Below are 23,093 nucleotides of genomic sequence, written 5' to 3' on the forward strand. Positions count from 1 at the left end.
CGGGCCGTCGCCGGCCCGGGCGGCCGGGGATCAGGAAGCGACCGAGAGACTGGTCAGGATGAGCAGCGGGGTCTGGTCCCAGGTCTTGGGCGACGCGTACGGGTCGTCGGCGCTGGGCCACCCGGTGAACGACTTGGTGGAGAACAGGCCCCAGGACCCGCCGTAGAACAGCGAGATCATCGGCATCTGGTCGTAGGTGATCTGCTGCAGTTCCTGCGCGATCTCCACCTGACGGTCCTCGTCGACCGTGGTCTTCAGCTCGGCCAGCAGCGCGTCCGCCTCCGCGGACTGGAAGCGCCCAAAGTTGCCCGAGGCGGTGGTGCCGATCTCGGCGTAGAACTGCTCGCCCATCATCGCCCCGAAGTCCTGGTACGGCTGGCCGGTGCCGCCGACGGTGCCCATCACCATGTCGAAGTCGCCGGAGCGCATCTGCTGCTGGTACGCGGCGGGCTGCGGCTGCACGACCTCGACGTTGATGCCGATCGCGTTCAGCTGGGTCTTCACCTGCTGCACGCCCTGGAGCCAGTCGGACCAGCCGTTCGGGGTGGTGATGTTGATGCTCAGCTGCTGACCGCCGGCGTCCACCAGCTTGCCGCCGGACTGGGTGTACCCGGCCTTGGCGAACGCCGCCAGCGCCGCGTCGGTGTCCTGCTCGACGATGCCCTGGTTCGGCAGGTCGGCGTTCAGGATCTTCTCCTGCGCCGGGAGCATCAGACCGGACTGGCTGGCCTGGTCGACGTAGCCCTGCTCCGCCTTGTCCGCGATCTGCTGCTTGTCCAGCGCGAGCGAGATGCCCTGGCGGAAGTCCAGGTTGTTGTACGGCTCCTTGGTCATGTTCGGGATCAGCGCGATCGTGGCGCCGGCCGGGAACCAGTAGGTGTTGTCGTCCGGGTTCGCGGCGACCCAGGTGTCCTCGACGTCGCTCATGAACGCGTAGGCCCAGTCGTAGCCGTTGTTCACGATGTCCAGCTCGGAGTTGGCGGCGGGCTGGATCAGCTCGTCGGCGGCGACCTTGTCGGCCTGCCAGTAGCTCTCGTTCTTCACCAGGGTGTACTGGTTCGGCGTGAAGTCGCCCAGCGTGTAGGGGCCGGTGCCGATCGGGTCCTCGTTGGTGAACGTGACCGGGTCGTCCACGTCCTTCCAGAGGTGCTCGGGCACGATCATGGTCTGCGCGATGATCACCGCGGCGGGCACGTCCTCGCTCGACAGGTGCACGATCACGTCATCGCCGTCCGCCTCGGTGGACTCGATGTGCTCGCCGATCCCCTTGAGGTCGAGCTGCGGGTTCTGCATCAGCAGGTCGAAGGTGTAGACCACGTCGTCCGCGGTGAAGTCCTCGCCGTCGGACCAGGTCACGCCGTCGCGCAGGTGGAAGACCACCGTGCTGGCGTCGGGCTGCTCGTAGGACTCGGCGAGCCAGGGGGTCTCCTCCCCGGACATCTCGTTCACGATCACCAGCGGCTCGTAGATGTACGACGCGGTGTTGCGCTTGCTCGAGGAGTACGGGTTGAAGTTGCGTTCGAACGTCGGGGACCCGTTGTCCGCGGCGATCAGCATCGAGGTGGTGCCGTCGGCGGCATTGCCACCGCCGGAGGTCTGGACCGGGGCCGCACAGGCCGTGGTCACCAGCACTGCAGCGACGAAGGCGGCAGTCGCGGCACCCGTCTTCCAGCGCGAGCGCGTCATGAGTTGTTCTCCTCCACGTTGAGGCGGCCCGATCGGGCCTGGCGGGTTGACTGTATGCGCATACATCCATGCAGGGCAATCCCGGACCCGGGGCTGTGCGGTGCCTACGCCCCGGCGGTGCAGCCGCAGGAGTGTCGCAGCAGCACCCTGACCGGCAGGTTGATCGTCGCGGGCGGCAACGTGCGGTCGGCCATCCGCCGTCGCAGCCGCTCCACCGCGGCCCGGCCCAATTCCAGCATCGGCTGACGCACCGTGGTCAGCGTCGGCTGCGCGGCCAGTCCCGCGTCGATCCCGTCGAACCCGGTCAGCGCGACCCGGCCCGGCACGTCGATCCCGGCCGCGGTCAGCTCGTCCAGGAAGCCCAGCGCGGTCTGGTCGTTCGAGCACACCAGCGCGCGCGGCAGCTCCCCCGCGGCCAGCATGGTGCGGGCCAGCTCCCGCGCGGTGTCCCGGGTGAAGTCGCCACGCACCGCCGGCCCGGCCGGCACCGGCAGCCCGGCCTCCGCCAGCGCCGCGCAGTAGCCCAGGAATCGCTCCGCGTCGTCGGGCGCGTCCGACGGGCCGCCGATGAACGCCAACTCCCGCAGGCCGTGCTCCGCGATCAGGTGTGCGGTCAGCGCCCGCATCCCGGCCGCGTTGTCCACGCTGATGTGGTCGTGTGCATCGCCCTCGATCCGCGGACCCGCCATCACCACCACGGGGATACGCCGCGCGATGTGGGCCAGCACGTCGTCCGGCACCGTCGCCGACAGCACCGCCAGCCCGTCCACCCGGCCCGCCAGGTCCGAGACCAGCGCCGCGGGCTCCGTCCCCCGGGCCACCGCGATCATCACGGCCAGGCCGGTGCGCCAGGCCTCCAGCTCCGCGCCGCGCATCACCTCGCCCATGTAGAGGTTCCCGGGATGCACCGCGGGCAGCTCGCCCAGGTCGCTGATCACCTCCACGGTCTGGCCCACCGACACCGGGTCGGGCAGATCCGCCGGATCGTCGATGCCGTCCACGTCCGGGAAACAGAGGCCGAGCACGCCGGTCTGCCGCGCGGCGAGCCCGCGGGCGGCCCCGGAGGGCACGTACCCCAGCTCCTGGATCGCGGCGTGCACCAGCGCACGGGTCTCCGCGCGGACCTCGTCCGGTCGGCGCAGCACCCGCGACACCGTGGCGATCGACGTGCCCGCCCGGGCGGCCACGTCGTACACCGTGGGGGTCTTCGGCACCGGTCCTCCCTTGCACTGGCTGCTCGCGACCGTCGGATACCGTAGCCCGCGATCCGCGCCACCTGCGAGTCACCCTCCTCGGCGAGAAGCCACGACGTGTCGCCCCGCGGGCGAATTGTCCGACGCAGATCGGCTTCTCGGTGCGCGCTAGGCCTCGGGGTCCTCCTCGTCGAGGCAGACCATCGCCAGGAACAGGTCGACGCGGTCGGCCATGGTGCTCATGTCGCGGTTGGTGAGCTCCTCGATCCGCGCGATCCGGTAGCGCAGCGTGTTCGTGTGCAGGTGCAGGGTGCGGGCGGTCTCCTGCCAGGCGCCGCCGCCGTCCAGGAACGCGCGCAGGGTGCCGACCAGGTCGGCGTTGTGCCGCTGGTCGTAGGACAGCAGCGGGGCCAGGACCTCCCGGGCGTAGCCGTGCCGGGTGCTCTCGCCCAGCATCCGCAGCAGGGCCCGATGACCCTGCACGTGCAGCGCGGTGGAGACCAGCACCGGCTCGGTGCCCGCCGCGTTCTGGGCCCGCTCCAACGCGGTCGCGAGTGCCGAGTTGAGCCGGCTCACGCCGGACACCGGGTCGCTGATCCCGATCCGCAGCTGCCGGCCCGCCAGCAGCGAGCCGTGTTCGGCGGTCAACTGGTCGGCCAGCGGGAGCTCCCGCTCATCCGCGCCGTTGACCAGCAGGAACACCGTGTCGTCGATCGGCGCGCCCATCACCTTGTGCCCGCGGGCCGCGAGCGTGCGCTGCACCATGTCCTGCACCGCCGCGACCGGGAACCGCGGGTCGTCGACCCGCGCGACCAGCACGGTCTTGTCGTCCTGCGGGGCCAGACCCTCCAGCCGCATCCGGGCCGAGATCGCACCCGGGGACGCCTCCTGGTCCCGGATCGACCGCACCAGCTCCGCCACCTGCGCGTTGCGGGTCTGCCGCCATCGGCTGGTCAGCTCCATCTCCACCCGGAGCGCACCGGCCAGCGCGTCCACCGCCAGGCCCATCTCCTCGGAGAAGCCCCGGTGATCGCCCCAGCACCCGAAGAACCCGGTGCGATCCCGTCCGCCGATCCGGGTGATCGTCGCCGGGCCTCGCTCCCCCGCCACGATCAGCCGCTGCTCGTCCTCCCGGCGCAGCATCGTGTTCCACTGCTCGGCGACCTGGGACCGCTCCGGCACCTGGCCGGAGGACGCCAGCGTGCTCCCGGTCTCGTCGATCACCCAGCAGCCGACCGAGAACTCCGCGCTGAACAGCGCGAGCAGCTCGCTCACCCCGCCGCCGCGGGACACCGTGTCCGCCAGCCGACGGCTGAACCTCATCGACCGCTCGGCCATCCCGCTCGCCGATCCGGGCTGACTGCCCGCGATCACCTCGGAGATCCGCCGGAACGACACCCCCGGGGAGACGGTCAGCAGGGTCAGGCCCGCCTCCCGGCAGCGGGCGATCACCTCGTCCGGGATGACCCCGATCTCGATCAGCCCGAGCACCACCGCCGGCACCTGCTGGCGGGCCAGCGCGGTCAGGAAGGTCTCCGCGCCGTCCTCGCGGCCCAGCCAGAGCCCGCTGGTCAGCACCAGGTCCCCGGTGGACAGGAAGCGCGAGGGATCCGGCAGATCGGTGATGTACGCCGCCGTCACCGGGCGGTCCAGCGCGTCGGGCTCCGCGGTCACCAGGCTCAGACCGAGCTCCGGCGTCGCGAGCAGCTCACGGACGTCCAAGGGTCACCAGCTTCCGTGCGCGCATCGCCCCATCGTAGGTCGCCGCCCTGCCAGACTTCATCGATGACCACCGAGGACCGGGCCGGCATCCGCGACTACTACGACCGGCTCGGTGCCGCGGAGTACGACCGTCTCACCACCGACCCCGCCGGCCGGGTGTCCTACGAGGTGCATCGCCGGTTCCTCACCCGTGCGCTGCGGCCCGGCGACCGGGTGCTGGAGATCGGTGCCGGTCCGGGCCGGTTCACCGAGCTGCTCGCCGACCTGGGGGCTCACGTCGTGGTCACCGACCTGTCCCCCGGGCAGCTGGCCGCCCACCGGGACCGGCTCGGCGACCACCCGGCGATCGAGCGCCGCGAACTGCTCGACGTCTGCGACACCGGCCGCTACGAGGACAGCGAGTTCGACCTGGTGCTCGCCTACGGCGGCCCGCTGTCCTACGCCTTCGAGTCCGACGTCGACGCCCTGCGCGGGCTGCTCCGGATCGTGGCCCCCGGTCGCCCGGTGCTGGCCTCGGTGATGTCCGCGCTCGGCACCTGGCGGCACTCGCTGCCCGGCGTGCTGCGGCTCGCGGAGTCGATCGGTGAGCAGGCCAACGACCTGGTCCTGCGCACCGGGGATCTGCGGCACGTGCCCGGCGCCGCGCACGTCTGCCGGATGTACCGCTCCGCGGAGCTCGCACCGTGGATCGAACGGGCCGGCGGTCGGCTGGTGGCCGTCAGCGCCTCGCACTGGGCCGGACTCGCCGACCCCGCGGTGCTGGAGCCGGTCGAGGCCGACCCGGAGCGGTGGGCGTCGTTCCTCGACCAGGAGGAGCGCGCCTGCGCCGAACCCGGAGCCTGGGACGGCGGCACGCACCTGCTGTTCGCGGCGGTCGCCGCCTAGTCGGCGGCGCCCGCGATGTTCACCAGCCAGGTGACGCCGAACCGGTCGGTGAGCATCCCGAAGGCATCGCCCCAGGGGGCCACCGTCAGCGGCTCGATCGGCGTACTGCCCTGGGAGAGCTTCTCCCAGTAGCCACGCAGCTCAGCGTCGGAGTCGGCGTCCCCGCTCAGCGACACCGAGATCGCGCCGCCCGGGGCGTAGTCCATCGAGTTCGGGGTGTCCGCGGCCATCAGGACCAGGCCGTTCGCCCCGATCAGCTGCGAGTGCATGATCTTGTCCTGCTCGTCCGGGTCCTGGCTGGCACCGAACTCCCCGAACGTGCTCCGGGTCAGCTCGCCGCCGAAGACCGACTGGTAGAAGTCCATCGCCTCGCGAGCGTCGTCGCGGAAGTTCAGATACGGGTTCAGACGGGTGGGCATCGTCGACTCCTCGGTGGACATGTGACCTGGATCACTGTCCTGCGCGGCGCGCACGCTCGTCAAGTGGTCAGACCAGATCGAGCCCGGACGCCGCCGCGAGCAGCTCGTCCACCACCGCCGACACCGCCGGACCGGGCTCGCGGCGGGTCGCCCGGTGCCGCGCCACCAGTCGCCGCGACCCCAGACCCGGCACCGTCGCCACCGTCACCTGCTCCGGCAGATCGCCCTGCAACGCCAGCGCCGGCAGCATGCCGATCCCCTGCCCCGCGGCGACCAGCGCCAGCGCCACGTCGAAGTCGTAGTACACGTGCCGCACCGTCATCGGGCCGAGCGCCCCCGCGATCCGGCCCAGCGCCCGCGCCGCCGCCGTCCCCGGTTCCGCCCCCAGCCAGGTCGCACCGGCCAGGTCGGACAGCTGGGTCGGCGTCGCCACCGTCGGCGGCAGCACCGCGCGCCACGGCTCCTCCAGCAGCACCACGTCCCGCTGCCCGCGCGGCACGTGGCTGTCCGCGTCCTCGTCCCGCTCCAGCAGCACGATGTCCGCGTCCCCCTCGCGCAGCCGCCGCAACGACTCCGCGGGCTCGCGTTCCTCGATCACCAGGTCCAGGCCGGGGTGGTGCTCCGCGATCATCCCCATCGCCGGGGCGATCACCGCTCGGATCGCGGTCTGGAAGCCCGCCACCGTCACCCGGCCGGAGAGCTCGCCCTCCATCGCCGCCAGCGACTTGCGCGCCTCGACCAGCTCCGCCTCGATCCGCTCCGCCGCCTCGGCCAGGATCCGGCCCGCGGCGGTCAGCGTGGCCCCCCGCGGCCCGCGGTCCAGCACCGCGACGCCTTCCTCGGCCTCGAGTCGCTGAATCTGCTGTGACACGGCCGAGGCCGTCACATGCAGCAGATCGGCCGCCGCGAGCACCCCTCCTGCCCGGTGCACGGCCAGCAGCACAGCGAGTCTTCGCGGGTCCGTTGCCAACGCTTTACCTCTTTAGCTCCACTACATCCCTGGTCCAACTTTGTTCGATTGTGCTGAAGGACGCAAACGCGCAGACTGAGGGGGTCGCACCGGCCCCGACCGGCGACAACCCCACCCCCTCGCCCGCCTTCGTCATGCCCGGAGTACGCCCATGTCCGCAGTCATCACCGCCCTCGGTTGGGTCGGCGCGGTCACCTGCCTCATCGCCTATGTGTTCGTCACCCGTGGGAAGTGGGCACCCACCTCCGGGCGCTACCAGCTGGCCAACGTGATCAGCGGCCTGTTCATGGGCCTGGTCGCGGCATCCTCCGGCGTGTGGCCGTCGGTGCTGACCAACCTGGTGTGGATGGTCGTCGGGGCGCACGCGGTGATGGTGGTGCTGCGGGCGCGTCGTCAGCGGGCGCGGGACCGCGTGCCGGCCGCGGCGGCTGCCGTGCTGCCGACCCAGGCCGGGTCACCCGCGCTGGAGTCCGCGCCGGTCTCGCTCGCCGCCTAGAGCTCCACCACGCGCAGGGCGACCTGCACCGGGCTGTGCAGCGTCAGCCCCTCCGCGTCCCGGACCGCGCGCTTGATCGGCAGCGAGTAGCCGTCCTCGCCGGGGAAGATCGACGTCCGCCACGTGGTGCCGCCGACCGTGACCTCCACCCGGACCGACCCGAAGCCGTGGGTGTAGGCGGCGGCGCGGTCGAGGATCTCGTCGGAGATCGCGGCGGGCACGCTGACGAAGGTCCACAGGTCGGGGCGGGAGGACCACTGCCAGAGCGGGGCCTCGAAGGTGACGCGCATGGAGGCATCGTGGCGCACGGCGCCGACACCGGCCCGCTCGGAGCGGTCTACCGCCGCCGCCGTCCGGCCAGCACCGCATGGCCCAGCGGCAGCACCGACGCGACCATCAACCCGGCCCCCAGCGCCCCGTCGTCCGCCCGCAGCAGCGCCCCCGCGATCACCAACCCCGCGAACAGCACCGCCGACACCACGCGTCCCACCGCCCGCTCGACCGCGGCCAGCCGTCGCTCGGTCCCGGGCGAGGCCACCGCCAGCCGCCCGTGCTCGATCTGGGTCAGCACGCCGTCGATCCGTCGCGGCATCCCGGCCAGCGACGCCACGGTCGACATCGCCTGCCGGCCGAGGTCCTGCACGGTGCGCCCGCCCTCGCTGCGCACCAGCGATCCGGCGTAGGGCTCGACGGCCTGCCACATGTTGAAGGCCGGGTTCAGCGTGCTGCACACCCCGGACACCAGCGAGATCGCCCGGATGATCAGCAGGAAGTTCTCCGGCAGCTGCACCGGCAGCGTGCGCAGGGTCTCGCCGAACTCGTCCGCGAAGTCGACCATCTCCCGGCGGTCGACCGCCGCCAGCTCGGAGACGGCCATCCCGCCGAACCGGTCGAAGAGCTCGGTCATCGCCCGTTCCAGCCCCGCGGTGTCCGCGCTGGGCAGCAGGACGCCGATCCGCTGGATCCCGGCCACCATGCCGCGCGCGTCCCGGCCCACGATCGCGATCACCACGTCCCGCAGGCCCGCGCGCAGGTCGTCCGGGATCTGCCCCATCATCCCGAAGTCGACGAACGTCAGCGTCCAGTCGTCCCCGCCCGGGGTCACGAAGATGTTGCCCGGGTGCGGGTCCGCGTGGAAGAAGCCGTGCACGAACAGCTGCTCGAAGGTGACCCGCGCCAGCTCGTCCGCGACCGCGTCCGGGTCCACCCCGGCCGCCCGCAGCGACTCGACGTCGGAGATCTTGATCGCGCTGACGTCCTCCAGGGTGAGCACCCGCCCGGCGGTCCGCTCCCAGGCCACCCGCGGCGTCGCCACCCGCGCGTCCTCGGCGAACCCCTCGGCGAACCGTTCCGCGCTGCCCGCCTCGTGCAGGTAGTCGATCTCCAGCAGGCTGGTGGCGGCGAACTCCTCGACGATGGCCGGCGCGTCCACCCGCGAGGACACGAACCGGACCCGGCTCAGCCAGCCCGCGATCCGGCGCAGCGCCGCCAGGTCGATCCGGACGATCGTGTCGATCCCCGGCCGCTGCACCTTGACCACGACGTCGGCGAAGCCGGCGTCCTCCGCCAGACCCGTCGACAGCCGCGCCCGGTGCGCCTGGCCCAACGACGCCGCGGCGACCGGCACCGGGTCGAAGGACGCGAACGCCCGCTCCAGCGTGACACCCAGGTCGGCCTCGGCCACGGTCCGGATCCCGTCGAAGGGCACCGCGGGCACCTCGTCCTGCAGCCCGTCCAGCTCGGCGGTGATCTCCGGCGGCAGGACGTCCAGCCGGGTCGACATGAACTGACCGACCTTGATCATCAGCCCGCCGAGCTCCAGCGCCAGACCGTGGAAGCGCCGCGCGAACCGCCGCAGCCGTTCGGTCCGCCCCCGGTCCGACACCCCGCCGAGCCCGAACCGGGGCAGCACCAGCTCGAACCACCACTCGACCACCATGAACCGCGCGGCGAACCGCACGATCCGCCGGTACCGGGCCCGCGCCTCCCGCGCGGTCAGCTCGCGGTGCCCAGCCGCCACGCCCTAGCCCTCGGCCAGGATCGTGTAGATCTTGCGGCGGGCGTCGTTCACCACCTGCACCGCCTGGTCGATCTGCTCCGGGGTCGCGTCCCGCCCGAGCTGCGCCAACGCCTGGGCGAGCTTGACCCCCGCCTTCGGCAGCGCGGACGACCGCTCGGTGTCGTGGTGGCGTGTGGACTCCCACGGCAGCGCGTCCAGCGCCTCCGCCGCCTCGGCACCAGCCTCGGTCAGCACGTAGGTCTTCTTCTCCCCCGCGGTCTCGACCCGGACCAGGCCCTCGTCGGCGAGCAGCTGCAGCGTCGGGTACACCGACCCCGGGCTGGGCCGCCAGGTGCCGGCGCTGCGCTTCTCGATCTCGTTGATCAGCTGGTAGCCGTGCATCGGCTCCTCGGCGAGCAGCGCGAGGATCGCGGCCCGGACGTCACCGCGCGGGCGACGGGGCGGACCGGGGTGGCGGTCGAGCATCTCGCGGGCTCCCTCGACCAGGTCACGGAGGCCGGCACCGAGCCGGTCGCCGCTTCGCAGTCCTTCGGTGCTGAATCCGGTGTGCATGGCGATCTCCCGTCGTGAGCGATAGGTAGCGATATATCGTAACGCCGCTCGGGGGTGGAGGCCCGGCGTCGCTCCGCGCGTGGTGCGTCCCGGGACGACGACGCCCCGACCTGCACGGGGCAGGCCGGGGCGTGGCGATCACAGAAGTGGAGGTGGCGGGAATCGAACCCGCGTCCGATGACGAAAAACCAGGGCTTCTCCGGGCGCAGTCCGCAGCTGCTTTTCTCGGCCCCCACCATCACACGGACAAGTAGTGGACGGGCCCAGTCACGTGAAAGTCCCCGCAGCCCCCGTGACCAAGGCTACGAGCAGTGGCTTCCTAGATGACGCCAGGAACTGAGACGGAAGCTAGCTCAGGCTGACGGACTTCGGGACTCGCTCAGGCGGCGAGGGCGAAGTCGGTGCGCTTGGAATCGGCACCTATAGGTTTGCATGGAGCGTTGACGAGATGACCATGCATCCTCGGCCCGCTTCCCCTGGATCGACGATCACCGTCGAAACCGATCACCCCCTGTGAAGTTGTCAAGCACCACGCGAACGTGGCTCGACCAGTCTACCGGTCCAACCGCGCCGGCCGCACCGTGATTCCCGTCGACGCCGGACGACCGCACCGACCATGCTGGGCGGCATGCGCCTGCGCCCCGCCACCGCCGCCGATCGCCCGCTGCTGCTCGCCTGCACGGTCGAGGCGGTGAACTGGACCGGAGAGGACCGCGCCGACCCCACCGACCCGCTGCTGACGACGTACGTGACCGACTTCCCGGACCGTCCCGGGGACGCCGGGATCGTGGCGGAGGACGACGACGGACCGCTCGGCGCGGCGTGGCTGCGGCTGCTGCCCGGCGGATGGGGCCACGTCGCGGACGACGTCCCGGAACTGAGCCTGGCGGTCCTGCCGCGCGGACGGGGCCGGGGCGTGGGCTCCGCGCTGCTGGCCGGCATCCTGGCCGATCCGCCCCGGGTGAGCCTGTCCGTCGAGGACGGCAACGACCGCGCCCGTGGCATGTACGAGCGGGCCGGCTTCACAGTGGTGGGCCGGGTCGGCGGATCGGACACCATGCTGCGGGTGCGGGACGACTCCCCCGGCGGCACGATGCCGCGATGACCGATGTGGACCCCACCGACGGCCGGGACGAGACGCTCACCGAGCGGATGGACCGGAACTGGAACGAGCTGCTGCAGGAGCTGCGGGTCGCCCAGACCGGGGTGCAGATCCTCACCGGGTTCCTGCTGACCGTGCCGTTCCAGTCCCGGTTCACCGAGCTGGACGACTACCAGCGGGCGGTCTACCTGGTCCTGGTGGTGCTGGCGATCACCGCGACCGGACTGATCGTCGCGCCGGTCTCGCTGCACCGGGTGCTGTTCCGGCGGCACCGCAAGGAGTCGCTGGTGTCGCATGCGGACCGGCTGGCCCGGGCGGGGCTGGGCGTGCTGGCACTGGTGCTGGGCGGGTCGGCGCTGCTGTTGTTCGACCTGGTGTGGAACCGGGCGGCGGGGGTCGTCGCGGGGGTGGCCGTGCTGGTGCTGCTGGCCGTGGTGTGGGTGGCGATACCGGTCCGGCTGGCGCGCCGGGCGGAGTGACTCACCCCCGCCGCGACGACCGCAGCCCGGTCAGCTCCACGGCCAGGTCGTGGTCCACGATCAGGTCCGTCACCGCGTGCGCCAGCAGCGCCGCGTGCACGGCGGGGACTTTCGCATGCCCGGTGGCGACCAGGATCCGGCGCGGGATGCGGCGCAGCTGCGGCAGCGGCATCCCGGAGGACCGCTCGTTCAGGTCGATCCCGGTGGTCGTGCCGTCCGAGCGCAGGAAGATCGAGCCGACGTCGCCGACCACGCCCTGTTCCGCGAGCCGTTCGACGTCGGCGCGCTCCAGGTAGCCCGAGCGGTAGAGGTGCCCGGGGACCTCGCTGCCGAGGCTGCCGACCGAGCTGAGCGAGACGTCCGCGTGCCGTTGCATCTGGAGCACCCGCTGCACGGAGCGCTCGCGCCACATCGCCCGGCGGGTGGCCGCGTCGTCGAAGAACGCCGGCACCGGGAAGTGGTGCACCGAGGCGTCGAAGGCCGCGCCGAACAGGTCGATGATGCTGGAGGCGTAGGCGATGCCGGAGCTGTAGGTGTTGCCGGAGCCGTTGAGCTGGACGACCCGGGAGCCGGTGGTGCGGCGCGGGATCAGGTGCCGGGCGACCGCGGCGACGGTGGTGCCCCACGGGATGACCAGGGTCATGTCGCTGCCGAACACCGCCCGGACGTGCTCGGCGCCGCGGAGGGCGACCTGTTCCAGCCGGTCGACCTCGCTGGTGCCGGTCGCCACCGGGACGACCTCGGCGTGCACGCCGTACTGCTCCTCCAGGGTGCGGGCGACCTCGGAGGACCGGCGTTCGCTGTGGTGGACGGCGATCTCGACCACACCCCGCTCGCGGGCCTGGGTGAGCATCCGGGAGACGGTGGACCGGGACACGTGCCGCCGTTCGGCGATCTCCCGCATGGACAGCCCGTCCAGGTGGTACATCTCGGCCACGGCCGCCAGGGCTGCGCGTCGGTCGCGGTGCACGGTCCCCTCCTCAGGTCAGCAGGCGCCGCTCTCGTAGGAGCTGATCGCGTCCACCTTGGCCGCCGACGCCGACGCCGGGTCGAAACGGTAGTCCAGCCACTCGTCGACCAGCTTCTTGGCCAGCTCCAACCCGATCACCCGCTGGCCCATGGTGAGCACCTGGGCGTTGTTCGACTTCACGGCGCGCTCGACGGAGTAGGAGTCGTGGGCGGTGACGGCGCGGATCCCGGCGACCTTGTTGGCGCTGATCGCGACACCGAGGCCGGTGCCGCAGAACAGCAGCGCGCGGTCGGCCTGCCCGGCGACGATCTTCTCCGCGGCGGTCACGGCGACGTGCGGGTAGGCGGTGTCCTCGCCGGCGTGCACCCCCACGTCCTGCACCGAGGCGACCCGCGGGTCGGCGGCCAGCAGGTCGCGCAGGGCGTCCTTGTACTGCAGGCCCGCCTCGTCGCTGCCGACGATGATCCGCAGGGTGTCGCTCATCAGGAGTCCTCTCCGGCGCGCACGGTGCGCGCCATCTCGTCCAGCACGTCCGCCAGGGCGGCGGGGTCGTGCGCGCGGCGGCCCAGGAACAGGCCGTCGACGTGCGGGTGCAGCGCCGCGAAGGTGCCGGGTCCCGCGGTGCCGCCGTACAACAGCCGCACGGTGCGGCCGCGGTGCTGCGCCCAGCGGCGCAACCGGTCGGCGACCTCGGTGACGTGGGTGGCGGGGGCGGGGTCCTCGGCGCCGATCGCCCAGACCGGCTCGTAGGCGACGACCACCGGGACGCTGGGCGCCACGCCGGCCAGCACCGCGTCGAGCTGACGCACGCAGCGCACCGCCGCGTCCACCGGGTCGGTGCGCGGGTCCTCGCCGACGCAGATCAGCGGCTCGACGCCGACGCCCACCGCGGCGCGGGCCTGCGCGGCGAACAGGTCGTCGCTCTCCCCCGCGGCCCGGCGCTCGGCGTGGCCGATCTCCCCGTACCGGACCCCGAGCTCGGCGAGCACCGCCGCGGGGACCTCGCCGGTCGCGGCGCCGGGGTCGGCGACCGAGACGGACTGGGCGCCGACCGCGCAGACGTCTCCGAGCACGGCCACCGCCTCCGGCACCGAGGTGAGCTGCGGCAGCACCGCGACCTCGACCGCGGGCCGGGCGGCGGCGACCGGGCGCACCACGGCCAGCCAGCGGGCGGTCTCGGCATGACCGAGATACGCCTTCAGGCTGACCGCGGCGAGCGGCCTGGCGGCCTGGGTCACAGGTCCACCCCGAGGATCAGGGCCAGGGACACCGCACCGGGGTCCGGGTGTCCGACGCTGCGCTCGGCGAGCGGACGGGCACGGCCGATCCTCGGCGTGAGCTCGGCGGTGGCCCGCGCGGCCTCGTCGGCGACGACGGCCGCGGCGGACCAGGCGTCCCGGAGGCCGTCACCGGCGGCGACCCGGGCGTCGAGCGCGTCGGCGAACGGCGCCAGCGCGTCGATCAGCGTCTTGTCCCCGACGTGCGCCTTGCCGAAGCCGAGCACGTGGTCCAGACCGGCCCGCACGGCGGCGGCCACGTCCTGCGCGCCCGGCGCCGTGGTGTCGGAGAGCCGATCGGCCACCGCCCGCAGCCCGGTGCCCCACAGGGCGCCGGAGGTGCCGCCGGCTCGTTCGCCCCAGGCGTCGCCGGCGTGCCCCAGCGCGGAGGACACCCCGGCTCCGGCCTCGACGGCGGCGCGCAGGGCGGTCAGCGCGGCGGTCATCCCGGCGCTCATCCCCCGGCCGTGGTCCCCATCGCCGGCGATCGCGTCCAGGTGGCCGAGGTCGTCGACCGCCGCCTCCAGCGCCACGTCCGCCCGCTCCGCGAGTGCCAGCAGCCCGGCCGCGGCGGCCCGGGACTCCGGTGCCGCCTCGGCGAATCCGGCCGGACCCGACTCCTCGACCACCCGGCGCTGCCGGTGCGCACCGGTCTCGGTGTGCCCGCGCCGGAACGCCGGGGTGGTGGCCGGCGCGGTCCAGAACCGCTCCAGCTCCTCGTCCAGCCAGGTCAGGGTGAGCGAGCAGCCGGCCATGTCCAGGCTGGTGATCAGCTCGCCCACCTCGGGGGCGACCACCTGCAGGTCGGCCTTGCCGAGCAGACCGGCCACGTCGTTCCAGAGCACGAACAGCTCCTCGTACTTGGTGCCGCCCAGGCCGTTGAGCAGGGCGATCACCCGGCCGTCATGGTCGGCGGGTCGCTCGGCGAGCAGCTTCTCGACCAGCATCGACGCCAGCTCGGCCGACGGCAGCACGTCCTGCTCGGCGATGCCCGGCTCGCCGTGCACCCCCATGCCGACGCCCATCCGCCCCTCGGGGACGGTGAACAGCGGGCCGTCGGCGCCGGGGAGCGTGCACCCGGCGAACGCGATGCCGAAGGACACCGTCCGGGCGTTGGCCCGGCGGGCGACCTCGGTGACCGCGTCCAGGTCGTAGCCCGCCTCGGCGGCTGCCCCGGCGATCTTGAACACCACCAGGTCCCCGGCGGTGCCGCGGCGGCGACCGGCGTCGTCGGCCGGGGCGCTGGTCACGTCGTCCGTGACCGGGATCGAGTGCGCCGGGACGCCCGCCGCCCGGAGCCGGTCCTGCGCCAGGTCGAAGTTCAGCACGTCACCGGCGTAGTTGCCGTAGCTGAACAGCACCCCACCGCCGTTCTCCGCGGCCCGGGCCACCGACTCGATCTGCTGGGTGGACGGGGAGGCGAAGACGTCCCCGCACACCGCGCCGTCGGCCAGCCCGGGGCCGACCCATCCCGCGAAGGCCGGGTAGTGCCCGGAGCCGCCGCCGATCACGACCGCGACCTTGCCGGGTGCGGTCTCGGTGGCCCGGACCACGCCGCCGTGGACCTTCTCCACCAGGTCGGCGTGCAGCCGGGTGAATCCGGAGAGCATGTCGTCCGCGAACCGGGTCGCGTCGTTGAACACCGTGGTCATGGAACTTCTCCTTCGAAGTGGGGGGTCACCAGGCGGCGGAGGCGAGACCGGCGATCGCGCCGCCGACCAGCGGACCGAGCACCGGCGGCCACCAGTACGACCAGTCCGCGGAGCCCTTGCCCTTGATCGGCAGGATGCTGAACGCGATCCTCGCGGACAGGTCACGCGCCGAGTTCAGCGACCAGTTGGTGTTGCCGCCGAGGGTGATGCCGACGCCGATCACGACCAGGCCGACCGCCAGCGGTCCGAGCCCGCTCGGGGTGTCGCCCTGGGACAGGATCACGAACACCAGCACGAAGGTGGCGATGACCTCCACCAGGAAGTTGTGCCCGTGCCGGCGGATCGCCGGGTAGGTCACCATCGACTTCAGCTGGACCGTCTGGTCCTCGGTCTGGTCGAAGTGGTCGCGGTAGACGAACCAGGCCAGCACCGAGCCGACGAACGCGCCCAGGAACTGCGCACCGAGGTAGAGAGCCACCGAGCCGACCGTGGTGGCCACCCCCGGTGCGAGCTCCCCGCTGCCCTCGACGACCTTGCCGATCGTCACCGCGGGGTTGATGTGAGCGCCGGAGACCCCGGCGATGTAGATGGCGCAGAACACGCCGAGACCCCAGCCGAACGCACCCATCAGTGTGGTTCCGCTGCCCCCGTAGGTCCGGACGAGCTGCAGGTTCATGGCCACTCCGAGCCCCATCAGCAGCAGCAGTGCCGTGCCGAAGAACTCCGAGAGGAAGATCGTGCCCAGCGAGACGCCCATGTCCGCCCTGTCTTCCAGGCCCGGGCTGCGTCACCCGGGCGATCCGATCGTGTGTGTCCGAGGTGGACGGCACCGATCGTCGGCGCGGGCCGGAGCCGGTGTCCACGAGAACGCACGGATGCGGCACTGTTCCGCACCCGTGGACCGGGTCGCCCCCGAGGTCACCTGCACGGATGCAGCAACCTGGCGCGTCACCCCAGCTGAGGGCGTTGCCCGGGCGCGACCGGGCGGGCCGGAGCACGATGTGCGCCATGGACCTCCCTGTGCAGCCCCCGGTCAAGCCGATGCTGGCCAAGGCGGTCAGCGCGATCCCGCCCGGTCATGTCGAACCGAAGTGGGACGGCTTCCGCACCATCGTGTTCCGGGACGGCGACGAGGTCGTGCTGGGCAGCCGGAACGAGAAGCCGATGACCCGGTACTTCCCGGAGCTGGTCGAGGCGATCAGGGCGAACACGCCGCAGCGGTGCGTGCTCGACGGGGAGATCGTGCTGGTCTCCGGCGACCGGCTGGACTTCGACGCGCTCCAGCAGCGCATCCATCCCGCCGCCAGCCGGGTGACGCTGCTCAGCGAGCAGACCCCGGTGTCCTTCGTCGGCTTCGACCTGCTGGCGCTCGGCGACGAGGACCTGATGTCCACTCCGTTCGGGGAGCGCCGGTCCCGCCTGCTGGACGCGCTGGGCGACGCGGCGGACCCGATTTTCCTCACCCCCGCGACCACCGACCCGGAACTGGCGCAGGACTGGTTCACCCGGTTCGAGGGCGCCGGGCTGGACGGCGTGGTGGCCAAGCCGCTGGACGGGACGTACCAGCCGGACAAGCGCGCGATGTCCAAGATCAAGCACCAGCGCACCGCGGACTGCGTGGTCGCCGGGTTCCGCTGGCACAAGTCCGGCGACGTGCTCGGGTCGCTGCTGCTCGGCCTGTGGACCGACGACGGTCGGCTGCAGCACGTCGGCGTCGCCGCCTCGTTCCCGATGGCGCGCCGTGCCGCCCTGGTCGAGGAGCTCGCCCCGCTGCGCAGCGACGTGGACGACCACCCGTGGGCGCAGTGGTCCGACCAGGCGGCGCACGAGGGCCAGCGGATGCCGGGCGCGGTCAGTCGGTGGAGCGGCGGCAAGGACCTGTCCTTCGTCCCCCTGCGCCCGGAGCTGGTGGTCGAGGTGTCCTACGACCACATGGAGGGCGACCGGTTCCGGCACACCGCGCAGTTCCAGCGGTGGCGCCCGGACCGTGACCCGGCGAGCTGCACCTACGCCCAGCTGGAGGAGCCGGTGCGCTTCGACCTGGGAGAGATCCTGGGTCGGCGGTGAGCGCATGCTGATCCGCACCCTCACCGCAGACGACGCCGACGCGGTGCGGGACATCTTCACCGCCGGGATCGCGTCCGGGAACGCCACCTTCGAGGTCGAGCCGCCGAGCTGGACCGCCTGGGACGCCGCGCACCACCCCGGCCTGCGCTACCTGGCTGCCGCCGACGACGGCACCGCGCTCGGCTGGGTCTCCGGGACGCCGGTCTCCGCCCGGGCGGTCTACGCCGGCGTGCAGGAGCTCGGGCTGTACGTCGCCGAGCAGGCCCGCGGTCGCGGGGTGGGCACCGCGCTGCTGACCGCCGCGGTGGACCGCGCTCCCGGGCTGGGGCTGTGGACCCTGCAGTCCACGATCTTCCCGGAGAACGCCGGCAGCCTGGCCGTGCACCGGCGGCTGGGCTTCCGCGAGGTCGGCCGTCGCGAGCGGATCGCCCGGATGACGGTCGGCCCGATGGCCGGGCGGTGGCGGGACACCCTGCTGCTGGAGCGGCGGCTGTAGAACGCGCGCGCCGGTCGATGCGCTCCTAGGGTCGAACGCGTCCGTCCCCCGCCCCGGAGGTGCTCTCCCCATGACCCGCACCCGCCCGCACGACGTGGTCGTCATCGGTTCCGGCTTCGGTGGCCTGTTCGCCACCCGCGCCCTGGACGGTGAACCGGACCTGCGCGTCACCGTGATCGACGGCACCGCGCAGCACCTGTTCCAGCCGCTGCTCTACCAGGTCGCCACCGGCGTGCTGTCGATGGGCGAGATCTCCCCCGCCACCCGCGAGGTGCTCAAGCGCCAGCGCAACGCCCGGGTGCTGATGGGCACGGTGACCGACATCGACGTCGAGGCCCGCGAGGTGGTCTCGACCTCCCCGATCGGCGAGCGGCGCACGCCCTACGACAGCCTGATCGTCGCTGCCGGTGCCGGGCAGTCGTACTTCGGCAACGACCGGTTCGCCGACCACGCACCCGGGCTGAAGAGCATCGACGACGCCCTGGAGCTGCGTGGCCGGATCTTCGGCGCCTTCGAGCTGGCCGAGCTGTCCGCCGACCCGGCCGAGCGGGCCATGCTCACCACGTTCGTGGTGGTGGGCGCGGGCCCGACCGGGGTGGAGATGGCCGGGCAGCTGGCCGAGCTCGCGCACCGTTCGCTCCGGCACAACTTCCGCGGGCTCGACCCGGCGCAGGCGCGCATCCTGCTGGTCGATCCGGTGCCCGCGGTGCTGCCCGGCTACCCGCGCGGCCTCCAGCAGGCCGCTGCCCGGACCCTGGAGGGGCTGGGTGTGGAGCTGCTGATGGGCCACAAGGTCGTCGACGTCACCGAGGACGCGGTCGAGGTCGAGGACGGCGACGGGCGGCGCAGCCGGATCGCTAGCCGGGCCAAGGTGTGGGCCGCCGGGGTCGCCGCCTCCCCCCTGGGCAAAGTCCTGGGCGAGCGCACCGGTGCGGAGGTCGACAAGGCCGGCCGGGTGATCGTGGAGCCCAACGGCTCGCTGCCCGGCCACCCCGAGGTGTTCGTGGTCGGCGACCTGGCCTCGCACCAGGACGTCCCGGGCGTCGCCCCCGCCGCCATGCAGACCGGGACCTACGCCGCCGAGGAGATCCTCCGTGCCCACCGCGGCGAGCCCAGCGCCGGACCGTTTGAGTACCACGACAAGGGCAGCCTGGCGACGGTCTCCCGCTTCCAGGCGGTGGCGTCGATCGGGCCGATCCGCACCTCCGGTTTCCTCGCCTGGCTGCTCTGGCTCGGCGTGCACCTGTTCTACCTGGTCGGGTTCAAGAACCGGCTGACCACGCTGCTGCACTGGGCGGTGAGCTTCGTCGGGCGCGGTCGGTCCGAGCGGACGTCGACCTGGCAGCAGGTGGTCGGGCGCACCGCTCTGCGGCAACGGGACGCGGACCGGCCCACCGAGCACGCGGCCGAGCGGACCACGACCTAGCGGTCGCGCTGCTCCCGCATCGCCCGCTGCGCCTCCAGGTTGTCCTGGCGCTCGCGCAGCGACTGCCGCTTGTCCCAGTCCTTCTTGCCCCGGGCCAGCGCGATCTCGACCTTGGCCCGGCCGTCCAGGAAGTACAGCGACAGCGGGACGATGGTCTGACCCTTCTCCCGGGTCTTCGCCTCCCAGCGGTCGATCTCCTGGCGGTGCAGCAGCAGCTTGCGCTTGCGCCGCGGGGCGTGGTTCGTCCAGGTGCCCTGGGCGTACTCGGGGATGTGCACGCCCTCCAGCCACATCTCCCCGCCGTCGATCGTGCACCAGCCGTCGACCAGGGAAGCCCGCCCGGCGCGCAGTGCCTTGACCTCGGTGCCGCTCAGCACGACGCCCGCCTCCATCACGTCCTCGATGAAGTAGTCGTGCCGGGCCTTCTTGTTGGAGGCGACCAGCGCCCGTCCGGTCTGCTTGGCCATCGGCCCCTCCTTCCGCTCGTGGGTCGATCAGCGACGCGACAGCCTATCCGGCCACGTCCGGCGGGGCCGAGCGAATTCGCTACAGGCCGAGCAGCGGCCGCGGGTTGACCGTCGCGCCGTTCACGTACACCTCGAAGTGCAGGTGGCACGCCGCGGACGTCCCGGTGTTGCCCGAGTAGCCGAGCAGCTGCCCCTGGGACACCGCCTGGCCCCCGCTCACCACGAACGAGGTCATGTGGTTGTACGAGGTCATCAAGGAGGACCCGTTGTACAGGCCGTGGTCGACCATCACCTGGTTGCCGAAGCCGTTGCGCCATTGCGCCCACTGCACGGTGCCCGCCTTGGCGGCGTAGATCGGCGTGCCGCAGTACGTGCGCAGGTCGATGCCCGCGTGCAGCCGGTAGTAGCCCAGGATCGGGTGCAGTCGCATCCCGTACTCGCTGGTGACGTGGATCGGGTTGATCGAGGTCGGGTTGCCGAAGATCGCGCCGTTCACCGGTCCGGCGGCGGGGGCGGGCTGCCCGGCGGCGGCCGCCGCGGCCGCCGCACGCTTCTGCTGCTCGGCGCCGATCGCCGCGAGCTGGTCCTCGATCTTCTTGGCCTCGGCGTCGATCGCGGCGATCTGCGACTCGACCGCGGACTTCTGCGACGCGAGCTGGTCCTGCTTCTCCTGCTCCTGGTCGATCAGGTCCTCGACCTCGGCCTTGCGGTCGGCGGCGTCCTGCCGCGCGGTCTCGGCCTGGGCGACCTTGGCGTCGGCCTCGGCCTTGAGCTGGGTGATCCGGTCCTGCACCGCGGTGAGCCGGGCCTGGCTGTTCCGGTTGTTCGCGTCGACGGCGATCAGCTCGTCCAGCACCTGGCTCTGCACCCGCTGGGCGGTGCTGGCCGCCGTGTAGCTCTCGGTCAGCTCCTCGACGCTCTGCGCGCCGATCACCAGGCTCAGCGTGCTGGAGTCGCTGTCGCCGCCCTGGTAGGCCTGGCGGGCCATCTGGGCGACCTGGCTGCGGATCTCGTCCGAGCGCGCCGAGTCCTGCTCGATGGTGGCGTTGATCGTCACCTCCTGGTCCTCGGCGTCCTGGAGCTGGCTGGCGATCAGCGCCTGTTCGCGCTCGTACCCGGCCAGGGTGGACTCGGCGGCGGTCAGCGCCTGCTGCGCCGCCGGCAACTGCTGCTGGACCTGCTGCAGGGCGATCGCGGTGTCCGCGTACTCCGCGTTCAGCCCCTCGAGCGCGGCCTCCGCGTCCGCCTTCTCCTGCGCGTTCGCCGCCTGCTGCCCCTCCGCGGTCGACTTCTGGTCGTCCAGGTCGTCACCGGCGGCAGGACCGGCCAGCACCAGCCCGGCGAGCAGCGCCAGGGTCGCGGCGAACGCGGCCGAGACGGACCGACGGGTGCGGGTCACCGGGCGACCGGCACGACCGCTGCGGAACAGGCGGAGATCGGGCATCGGATCAGACCTTCGTGTAGCGGCTGAGGGTGACCAGGGAGGAGATCGCGGCCAGCAGGATGGCGACGCCGACCAGCACCGGGGCGATCTGCCACACCTCCTGCGTGGTGACGTAGGGCACCCACTGCAGGGTGCCCCCCAACCAGTCGCCGATCACGAACTTCACTGTCGCCCACAGGCCGGCGACCGACAGCACCGCACCGATGGTCGCCGCGATGGCGCCCTCCAGCATGAACGGCAGCTGGATGAACAGGTTGGAGGCACCGACCATCCGCATGATCCCGGTCTCGCGCTTCCGGCTCATCGCGGACAACCGGATGGTCGTGGTGATCAGCAGCACCGCGGCCAGCAGCATCACCCCGGCCAGTCCGACCGACAGCAGCGTGGCCCGGTTGAGCACCAGGAAGAGGGTGTCGTAGATCTGCCGCTGGTCCTGGACCTTCTCCACGCCCTGCCGCCCGGACAGCACGTCCGCGACGACCTGGTACTGCTCGGGGTCGGTCAGCTTGATCCGGAGCGACTCGTTCATGTCCTCCGGGGACTGGACCACCTGCGACCAGAAGCTGCCGGAGAACCGCTCCTGGAACGAGTCGAAGGCCTGCTGCTTGGTCTCGGTGTAGATGTGCTCGATGTACGGCTTGATGTCCGGGGCGTCCAGCGCCTCGGTGATCGCGTCCTTCTGCTCCTGGGTGACCTCGCCGCCGGCACAGGTCGGCTCCGGCGACTCGCCGGCCGGGCAGAGGAAGACCGAGACCTCGACCTTGTCGTACCAGTCGTCCTTCATCTTGCCGATCTGCATCTGCAGCAGCGCGGCCGAGCCGACGAAGGTGAGCGACACGAAGGTCACCAGCACCACGGAGATCGCCATCGACAGGTTCCGGCGCAGGCCGATGCCCATCTCGGAGAGGATGAACTGCAGTCTCATGATCGTCCCCTCACCGGTCCGAGCCGTAGACGCCACGGGACTGGTCGCGGACCAGCTCACCGCCGGACAGCTCGATCACGCGCTTGCGCATCTGGTCCACGATCTCGTCGTCGTGGGTGGCCATCAGTACCGTGGTGCCGGTCCGGTTGATCCGGTCGAGCAGTCGCATGATGCCCAGGGACGTGGTCGGGTCCAGGTTCCCGGTGGGCTCGTCGGCCAGCAGGATCGCCGGGCGGTTCACGAACGCGCGGGCGATCGCCACCCGCTGCTGCTCACCGCCGGACAGCTCGTGCGGGCGCCGCTTCTCCTTGCCGGCCAGGCCGACCATCTCCAGCACGTCCGGGACGGTGGACAGGATGTGGTGCCGCGGCTTGCCGATCACCTGCAGCGCGAAGGCCACGTTCTCGAACACGGTCTTGTTGTGCAGCAGGCGGAAGTCCTGGAACACCGCACCGATCTGGCGGCGCAGCTGGGGCACCTTCCAGTTCGACAGCGTGGTCAGGTCCTTGCCCGCGACGAAGACCTTGCCGCCGGTGGGCCGTTCCTCGCGCAGCACGAGCCGCAGGAAGGTCGACTTCCCGGAGCCGGAGGCCCCGACCAGGAAGACGAACTCCCCGCGTTCGACCTCGAGCGAGATCTGGTCCAGCGCGGGACGGGCGCCCCGGGCGTAGACCTTGGTGACGTTCTCAAGTCTGATCACAAGCGTGGCGGCCGGTTGTCGGGGACGGGAGGGAGGTCATGCGGTCTTCACCAGCCTTCCGGCACGGTACGCAGCCCGGGGCCGTGACCCGACCGTGACACGCCGCCCGGTCCCTGTGAAGCCGGGCACCCGCGCCCGGAATGCC

General features: G+C 72.2%; 24 protein-coding genes and 1 other RNA gene. 7 read left to right on the plus strand and 18 right to left on the minus strand.

Annotation, left to right across the window (positions count from 1 at the left end):
- Window positions 1–30: 30 nt before the first annotated feature.
- From OGL89_RS04665 to OGL89_RS04675, 3 genes are all read right to left on the minus strand, one after another.
- Window positions 31–1,686 (minus strand): ABC transporter substrate-binding protein, encoded by a 1,656-nt coding sequence (locus OGL89_RS04665; RefSeq protein ID WP_263118709.1) that lies wholly within the window; start codon window positions 1,684–1,686, stop codon window positions 31–33.
- Window positions 1,687–1,790: 104 nt separating this feature from the next.
- Window positions 1,791–2,900 (minus strand): LacI family DNA-binding transcriptional regulator, encoded by a 1,110-nt coding sequence (locus OGL89_RS04670; RefSeq protein ID WP_263118710.1) that lies wholly within the window; start codon window positions 2,898–2,900, stop codon window positions 1,791–1,793.
- A 147-nt stretch (window positions 2,901–3,047) separates the two neighbouring features.
- On the minus strand, window positions 3,048–4,601 hold the full coding sequence (locus tag OGL89_RS04675) for a PucR family transcriptional regulator (RefSeq protein WP_263118711.1): 1,554 nt from the start codon (window positions 4,599–4,601) through the stop codon (window positions 3,048–3,050).
- 63 nt (window positions 4,602–4,664) lie between these two features.
- On the opposite strand from OGL89_RS04675, the gene OGL89_RS04680 reads away from it, so the two are divergent.
- A complete protein-coding gene (locus OGL89_RS04680; protein WP_263118712.1) occupies window positions 4,665–5,486 on the plus strand; it encodes a class I SAM-dependent methyltransferase in 822 nt (273 codons plus the stop codon).
- Here OGL89_RS04680 and OGL89_RS04685 read toward each other — a convergent pair.
- Window positions 5,483–5,905 carry a VOC family protein gene (locus OGL89_RS04685; RefSeq protein WP_263118713.1) on the minus strand — a complete coding sequence of 141 codons (423 nt, stop codon included), beginning with the start codon at window positions 5,903–5,905 and terminating at the stop codon, window positions 5,483–5,485. The two genes, OGL89_RS04680 and OGL89_RS04685, sit on opposite strands and share 4 nt — an antisense overlap.
- Before the next feature lie 67 nt (window positions 5,906–5,972).
- Window positions 5,973–6,848, minus strand: a complete 876-nt coding sequence (locus OGL89_RS04690) for a LysR family transcriptional regulator (protein WP_263118714.1) — start codon at window positions 6,846–6,848, stop codon at window positions 5,973–5,975.
- A gap of 178 nt (window positions 6,849–7,026) precedes the next feature.
- On the opposite strand from OGL89_RS04690, the gene OGL89_RS04695 reads away from it, so the two are divergent.
- A complete protein-coding gene (locus OGL89_RS04695; protein WP_263118715.1) occupies window positions 7,027–7,371 on the plus strand; it encodes a hypothetical protein in 345 nt (114 codons plus the stop codon).
- On the opposite strand, the gene OGL89_RS04700 is transcribed toward OGL89_RS04695, so the two are convergent.
- The 4 genes from OGL89_RS04700 to ssrA form a co-directional block, all read right to left on the minus strand.
- Window positions 7,368–7,661, minus strand: a complete 294-nt coding sequence (locus OGL89_RS04700) for a DUF1905 domain-containing protein (RefSeq protein WP_263118716.1) — start codon at window positions 7,659–7,661, stop codon at window positions 7,368–7,370. The two genes, OGL89_RS04695 and OGL89_RS04700, sit on opposite strands and share 4 nt — an antisense overlap.
- A gap of 47 nt (window positions 7,662–7,708) precedes the next feature.
- Window positions 7,709–9,310, minus strand: a complete 1,602-nt coding sequence (locus OGL89_RS04705) for an AarF/UbiB family protein (protein WP_263118749.1) — start codon at window positions 9,308–9,310, stop codon at window positions 7,709–7,711.
- An 84-nt stretch (window positions 9,311–9,394) separates the two neighbouring features.
- A complete protein-coding gene (locus OGL89_RS04710; protein ID WP_263118717.1) occupies window positions 9,395–9,856 on the minus strand; it encodes a PadR family transcriptional regulator in 462 nt (153 codons plus the stop codon).
- 231 nt (window positions 9,857–10,087) lie between these two features.
- Window positions 10,088–10,455, minus strand: a transfer-messenger RNA (tmRNA) gene (ssrA, locus tag OGL89_RS04715).
- Window positions 10,456–10,571: 116 nt separating this feature from the next.
- Here ssrA and OGL89_RS04720 point away from each other — a divergent pair.
- Together OGL89_RS04720 and OGL89_RS04725 are read left to right on the plus strand one after the other, a co-directional pair.
- On the plus strand, window positions 10,572–11,048 hold the full coding sequence (locus tag OGL89_RS04720; protein ID WP_263118718.1) for a GNAT family N-acetyltransferase: 477 nt from the start codon (window positions 10,572–10,574) through the stop codon (window positions 11,046–11,048).
- Complete coding sequence (locus OGL89_RS04725; RefSeq protein WP_263118719.1) at window positions 11,045–11,524, plus strand: DUF6328 family protein; 480 nt, start codon at window positions 11,045–11,047, stop codon at window positions 11,522–11,524. The genes OGL89_RS04720 and OGL89_RS04725 overlap by 4 nt, the downstream gene beginning before the upstream one ends.
- A gap of 1 nt (window position 11,525) precedes the next feature.
- On the opposite strand, the gene OGL89_RS04730 is transcribed toward OGL89_RS04725, so the two are convergent.
- The 5 genes from OGL89_RS04730 to OGL89_RS04750 are packed head-to-tail and all read right to left on the minus strand — an operon-like array spanning window position 11,526 to window position 16,180.
- A complete protein-coding gene (locus OGL89_RS04730) occupies window positions 11,526–12,494 on the minus strand; it encodes a sugar-binding domain-containing protein (RefSeq protein ID WP_263118720.1) in 969 nt (322 codons plus the stop codon).
- A 15-nt stretch (window positions 12,495–12,509) separates the two neighbouring features.
- Window positions 12,510–12,977: a ribose-5-phosphate isomerase gene (locus OGL89_RS04735; protein ID WP_263118721.1), complete on the minus strand. Its 468-nt coding sequence runs from the start codon at window positions 12,975–12,977 to the stop codon at window positions 12,510–12,512.
- A complete protein-coding gene (locus tag OGL89_RS04740; protein ID WP_263118722.1) occupies window positions 12,977–13,732 on the minus strand; it encodes a triose-phosphate isomerase family protein in 756 nt (251 codons plus the stop codon). The genes OGL89_RS04735 and OGL89_RS04740 overlap by 1 nt, the downstream gene beginning before the upstream one ends.
- Window positions 13,729–15,423 carry a dihydroxyacetone kinase family protein gene (locus OGL89_RS04745; RefSeq protein ID WP_263118723.1) on the minus strand — a complete coding sequence of 565 codons (1,695 nt, stop codon included), beginning with the start codon at window positions 15,421–15,423 and terminating at the stop codon, window positions 13,729–13,731. The genes OGL89_RS04740 and OGL89_RS04745 overlap by 4 nt, the downstream gene beginning before the upstream one ends.
- Window positions 15,424–15,448: 25 nt before the next feature.
- On the minus strand, window positions 15,449–16,180 hold the full coding sequence (locus OGL89_RS04750) for an MIP/aquaporin family protein (RefSeq protein ID WP_263118724.1): 732 nt from the start codon (window positions 16,178–16,180) through the stop codon (window positions 15,449–15,451).
- Between the two features lie 251 nt (window positions 16,181–16,431).
- Between OGL89_RS04750 and OGL89_RS04755 the strand changes: the two genes are divergently transcribed.
- From OGL89_RS04755 to OGL89_RS04765, 3 genes are all read left to right on the plus strand, one after another.
- Entirely contained in the window at window positions 16,432–17,490 is a 1,059-nt protein-coding gene (locus OGL89_RS04755) for an ATP-dependent DNA ligase (protein WP_263118725.1), read from the plus strand.
- Between the two features lie 4 nt (window positions 17,491–17,494).
- Window positions 17,495–17,986, plus strand: a complete 492-nt coding sequence (locus tag OGL89_RS04760) for a GNAT family N-acetyltransferase (RefSeq protein ID WP_263118726.1) — start codon at window positions 17,495–17,497, stop codon at window positions 17,984–17,986.
- Window positions 17,987–18,056: 70 nt separating this feature from the next.
- A complete protein-coding gene (locus tag OGL89_RS04765) occupies window positions 18,057–19,412 on the plus strand; it encodes an NAD(P)/FAD-dependent oxidoreductase (protein ID WP_263118727.1) in 1,356 nt (451 codons plus the stop codon).
- On the opposite strand, the gene smpB is transcribed toward OGL89_RS04765, so the two are convergent.
- From smpB to ftsE, 4 genes are all read right to left on the minus strand, one after another.
- The gene (smpB, locus tag OGL89_RS04770) at window positions 19,409–19,879 is read right to left on the minus strand and encodes an SsrA-binding protein SmpB (RefSeq protein ID WP_263118728.1); all 471 of its coding nucleotides are present in this window, start codon (window positions 19,877–19,879) and stop codon (window positions 19,409–19,411) included. The two genes, OGL89_RS04765 and smpB, sit on opposite strands and share 4 nt — an antisense overlap.
- Window positions 19,880–19,958: 79 nt before the next feature.
- On the minus strand, window positions 19,959–21,323 hold the full coding sequence (locus OGL89_RS04775; protein ID WP_263118729.1) for a peptidoglycan DD-metalloendopeptidase family protein: 1,365 nt from the start codon (window positions 21,321–21,323) through the stop codon (window positions 19,959–19,961).
- Between the two features lie 4 nt (window positions 21,324–21,327).
- A complete protein-coding gene (ftsX, locus tag OGL89_RS04780) occupies window positions 21,328–22,248 on the minus strand; it encodes a permease-like cell division protein FtsX (protein ID WP_263118730.1) in 921 nt (306 codons plus the stop codon).
- 10 nt (window positions 22,249–22,258) lie between these two features.
- Window positions 22,259–22,948: a cell division ATP-binding protein FtsE gene (gene ftsE, locus OGL89_RS04785; RefSeq protein WP_263118731.1), complete on the minus strand. Its 690-nt coding sequence runs from the start codon at window positions 22,946–22,948 to the stop codon at window positions 22,259–22,261.
- Window positions 22,949–23,093: the final 145 nt, after the last annotated feature.

Origin of the sequence: Cellulomonas sp. RIT-PI-Y (assembly GCF_025642745.1) — a bacterium.
GTDB lineage: Bacteria > Actinomycetota > Actinomycetes > Actinomycetales > Cellulomonadaceae > Cellulomonas.

What these genes read in the sequence shown, in the direction of transcription:
- OGL89_RS04665 (WP_263118709.1), bottom strand. Translation starts at nt 1,686, where the DNA reads ATGACGCGCTCGCGCTGGAAGACGGGTGCCGCGACTGCCGCCTTCGTC.
- OGL89_RS04680 (WP_263118712.1), top strand. Translation starts at nt 4,665, where the DNA reads ATGACCACCGAGGACCGGGCCGGCATCCGCGACTACTACGACCGGCTC.
- OGL89_RS04685 (WP_263118713.1), bottom strand. Translation starts at nt 5,905, where the DNA reads ATGCCCACCCGTCTGAACCCGTATCTGAACTTCCGCGACGACGCTCGC.
- OGL89_RS04695 (WP_263118715.1), top strand. Translation starts at nt 7,027, where the DNA reads ATGTCCGCAGTCATCACCGCCCTCGGTTGGGTCGGCGCGGTCACCTGC.
- OGL89_RS04700 (WP_263118716.1), bottom strand. Translation starts at nt 7,661, where the DNA reads ATGCGCGTCACCTTCGAGGCCCCGCTCTGGCAGTGGTCCTCCCGCCCC.
- OGL89_RS04705 (WP_263118749.1), bottom strand. Translation starts at nt 9,310, where the DNA reads ATGGTGGTCGAGTGGTGGTTCGAGCTGGTGCTGCCCCGGTTCGGGCTC.
- OGL89_RS04710 (WP_263118717.1), bottom strand. Translation starts at nt 9,856, where the DNA reads ATGCTCGACCGCCACCCCGGTCCGCCCCGTCGCCCGCGCGGTGACGTC.
- OGL89_RS04720 (WP_263118718.1), top strand. Translation starts at nt 10,572, where the DNA reads ATGCGCCTGCGCCCCGCCACCGCCGCCGATCGCCCGCTGCTGCTCGCC.
- OGL89_RS04725 (WP_263118719.1), top strand. Translation starts at nt 11,045, where the DNA reads ATGACCGATGTGGACCCCACCGACGGCCGGGACGAGACGCTCACCGAG.
- OGL89_RS04735 (WP_263118721.1), bottom strand. Translation starts at nt 12,977, where the DNA reads ATGAGCGACACCCTGCGGATCATCGTCGGCAGCGACGAGGCGGGCCTG.
- OGL89_RS04745 (WP_263118723.1), bottom strand. Translation starts at nt 15,423, where the DNA reads ATGACCACGGTGTTCAACGACGCGACCCGGTTCGCGGACGACATGCTC.
- OGL89_RS04750 (WP_263118724.1), bottom strand. Translation starts at nt 16,180, where the DNA reads ATGGGCGTCTCGCTGGGCACGATCTTCCTCTCGGAGTTCTTCGGCACG.
- OGL89_RS04755 (WP_263118725.1), top strand. Translation starts at nt 16,432, where the DNA reads ATGGACCTCCCTGTGCAGCCCCCGGTCAAGCCGATGCTGGCCAAGGCG.
- OGL89_RS04760 (WP_263118726.1), top strand. Translation starts at nt 17,495, where the DNA reads ATGCTGATCCGCACCCTCACCGCAGACGACGCCGACGCGGTGCGGGAC.
- OGL89_RS04765 (WP_263118727.1), top strand. Translation starts at nt 18,057, where the DNA reads ATGACCCGCACCCGCCCGCACGACGTGGTCGTCATCGGTTCCGGCTTC.
- smpB (WP_263118728.1), bottom strand. Translation starts at nt 19,879, where the DNA reads ATGGCCAAGCAGACCGGACGGGCGCTGGTCGCCTCCAACAAGAAGGCC.
- OGL89_RS04775 (WP_263118729.1), bottom strand. Translation starts at nt 21,323, where the DNA reads ATGCCCGATCTCCGCCTGTTCCGCAGCGGTCGTGCCGGTCGCCCGGTG.
- ftsX (WP_263118730.1), bottom strand. Translation starts at nt 22,248, where the DNA reads ATGAGACTGCAGTTCATCCTCTCCGAGATGGGCATCGGCCTGCGCCGG.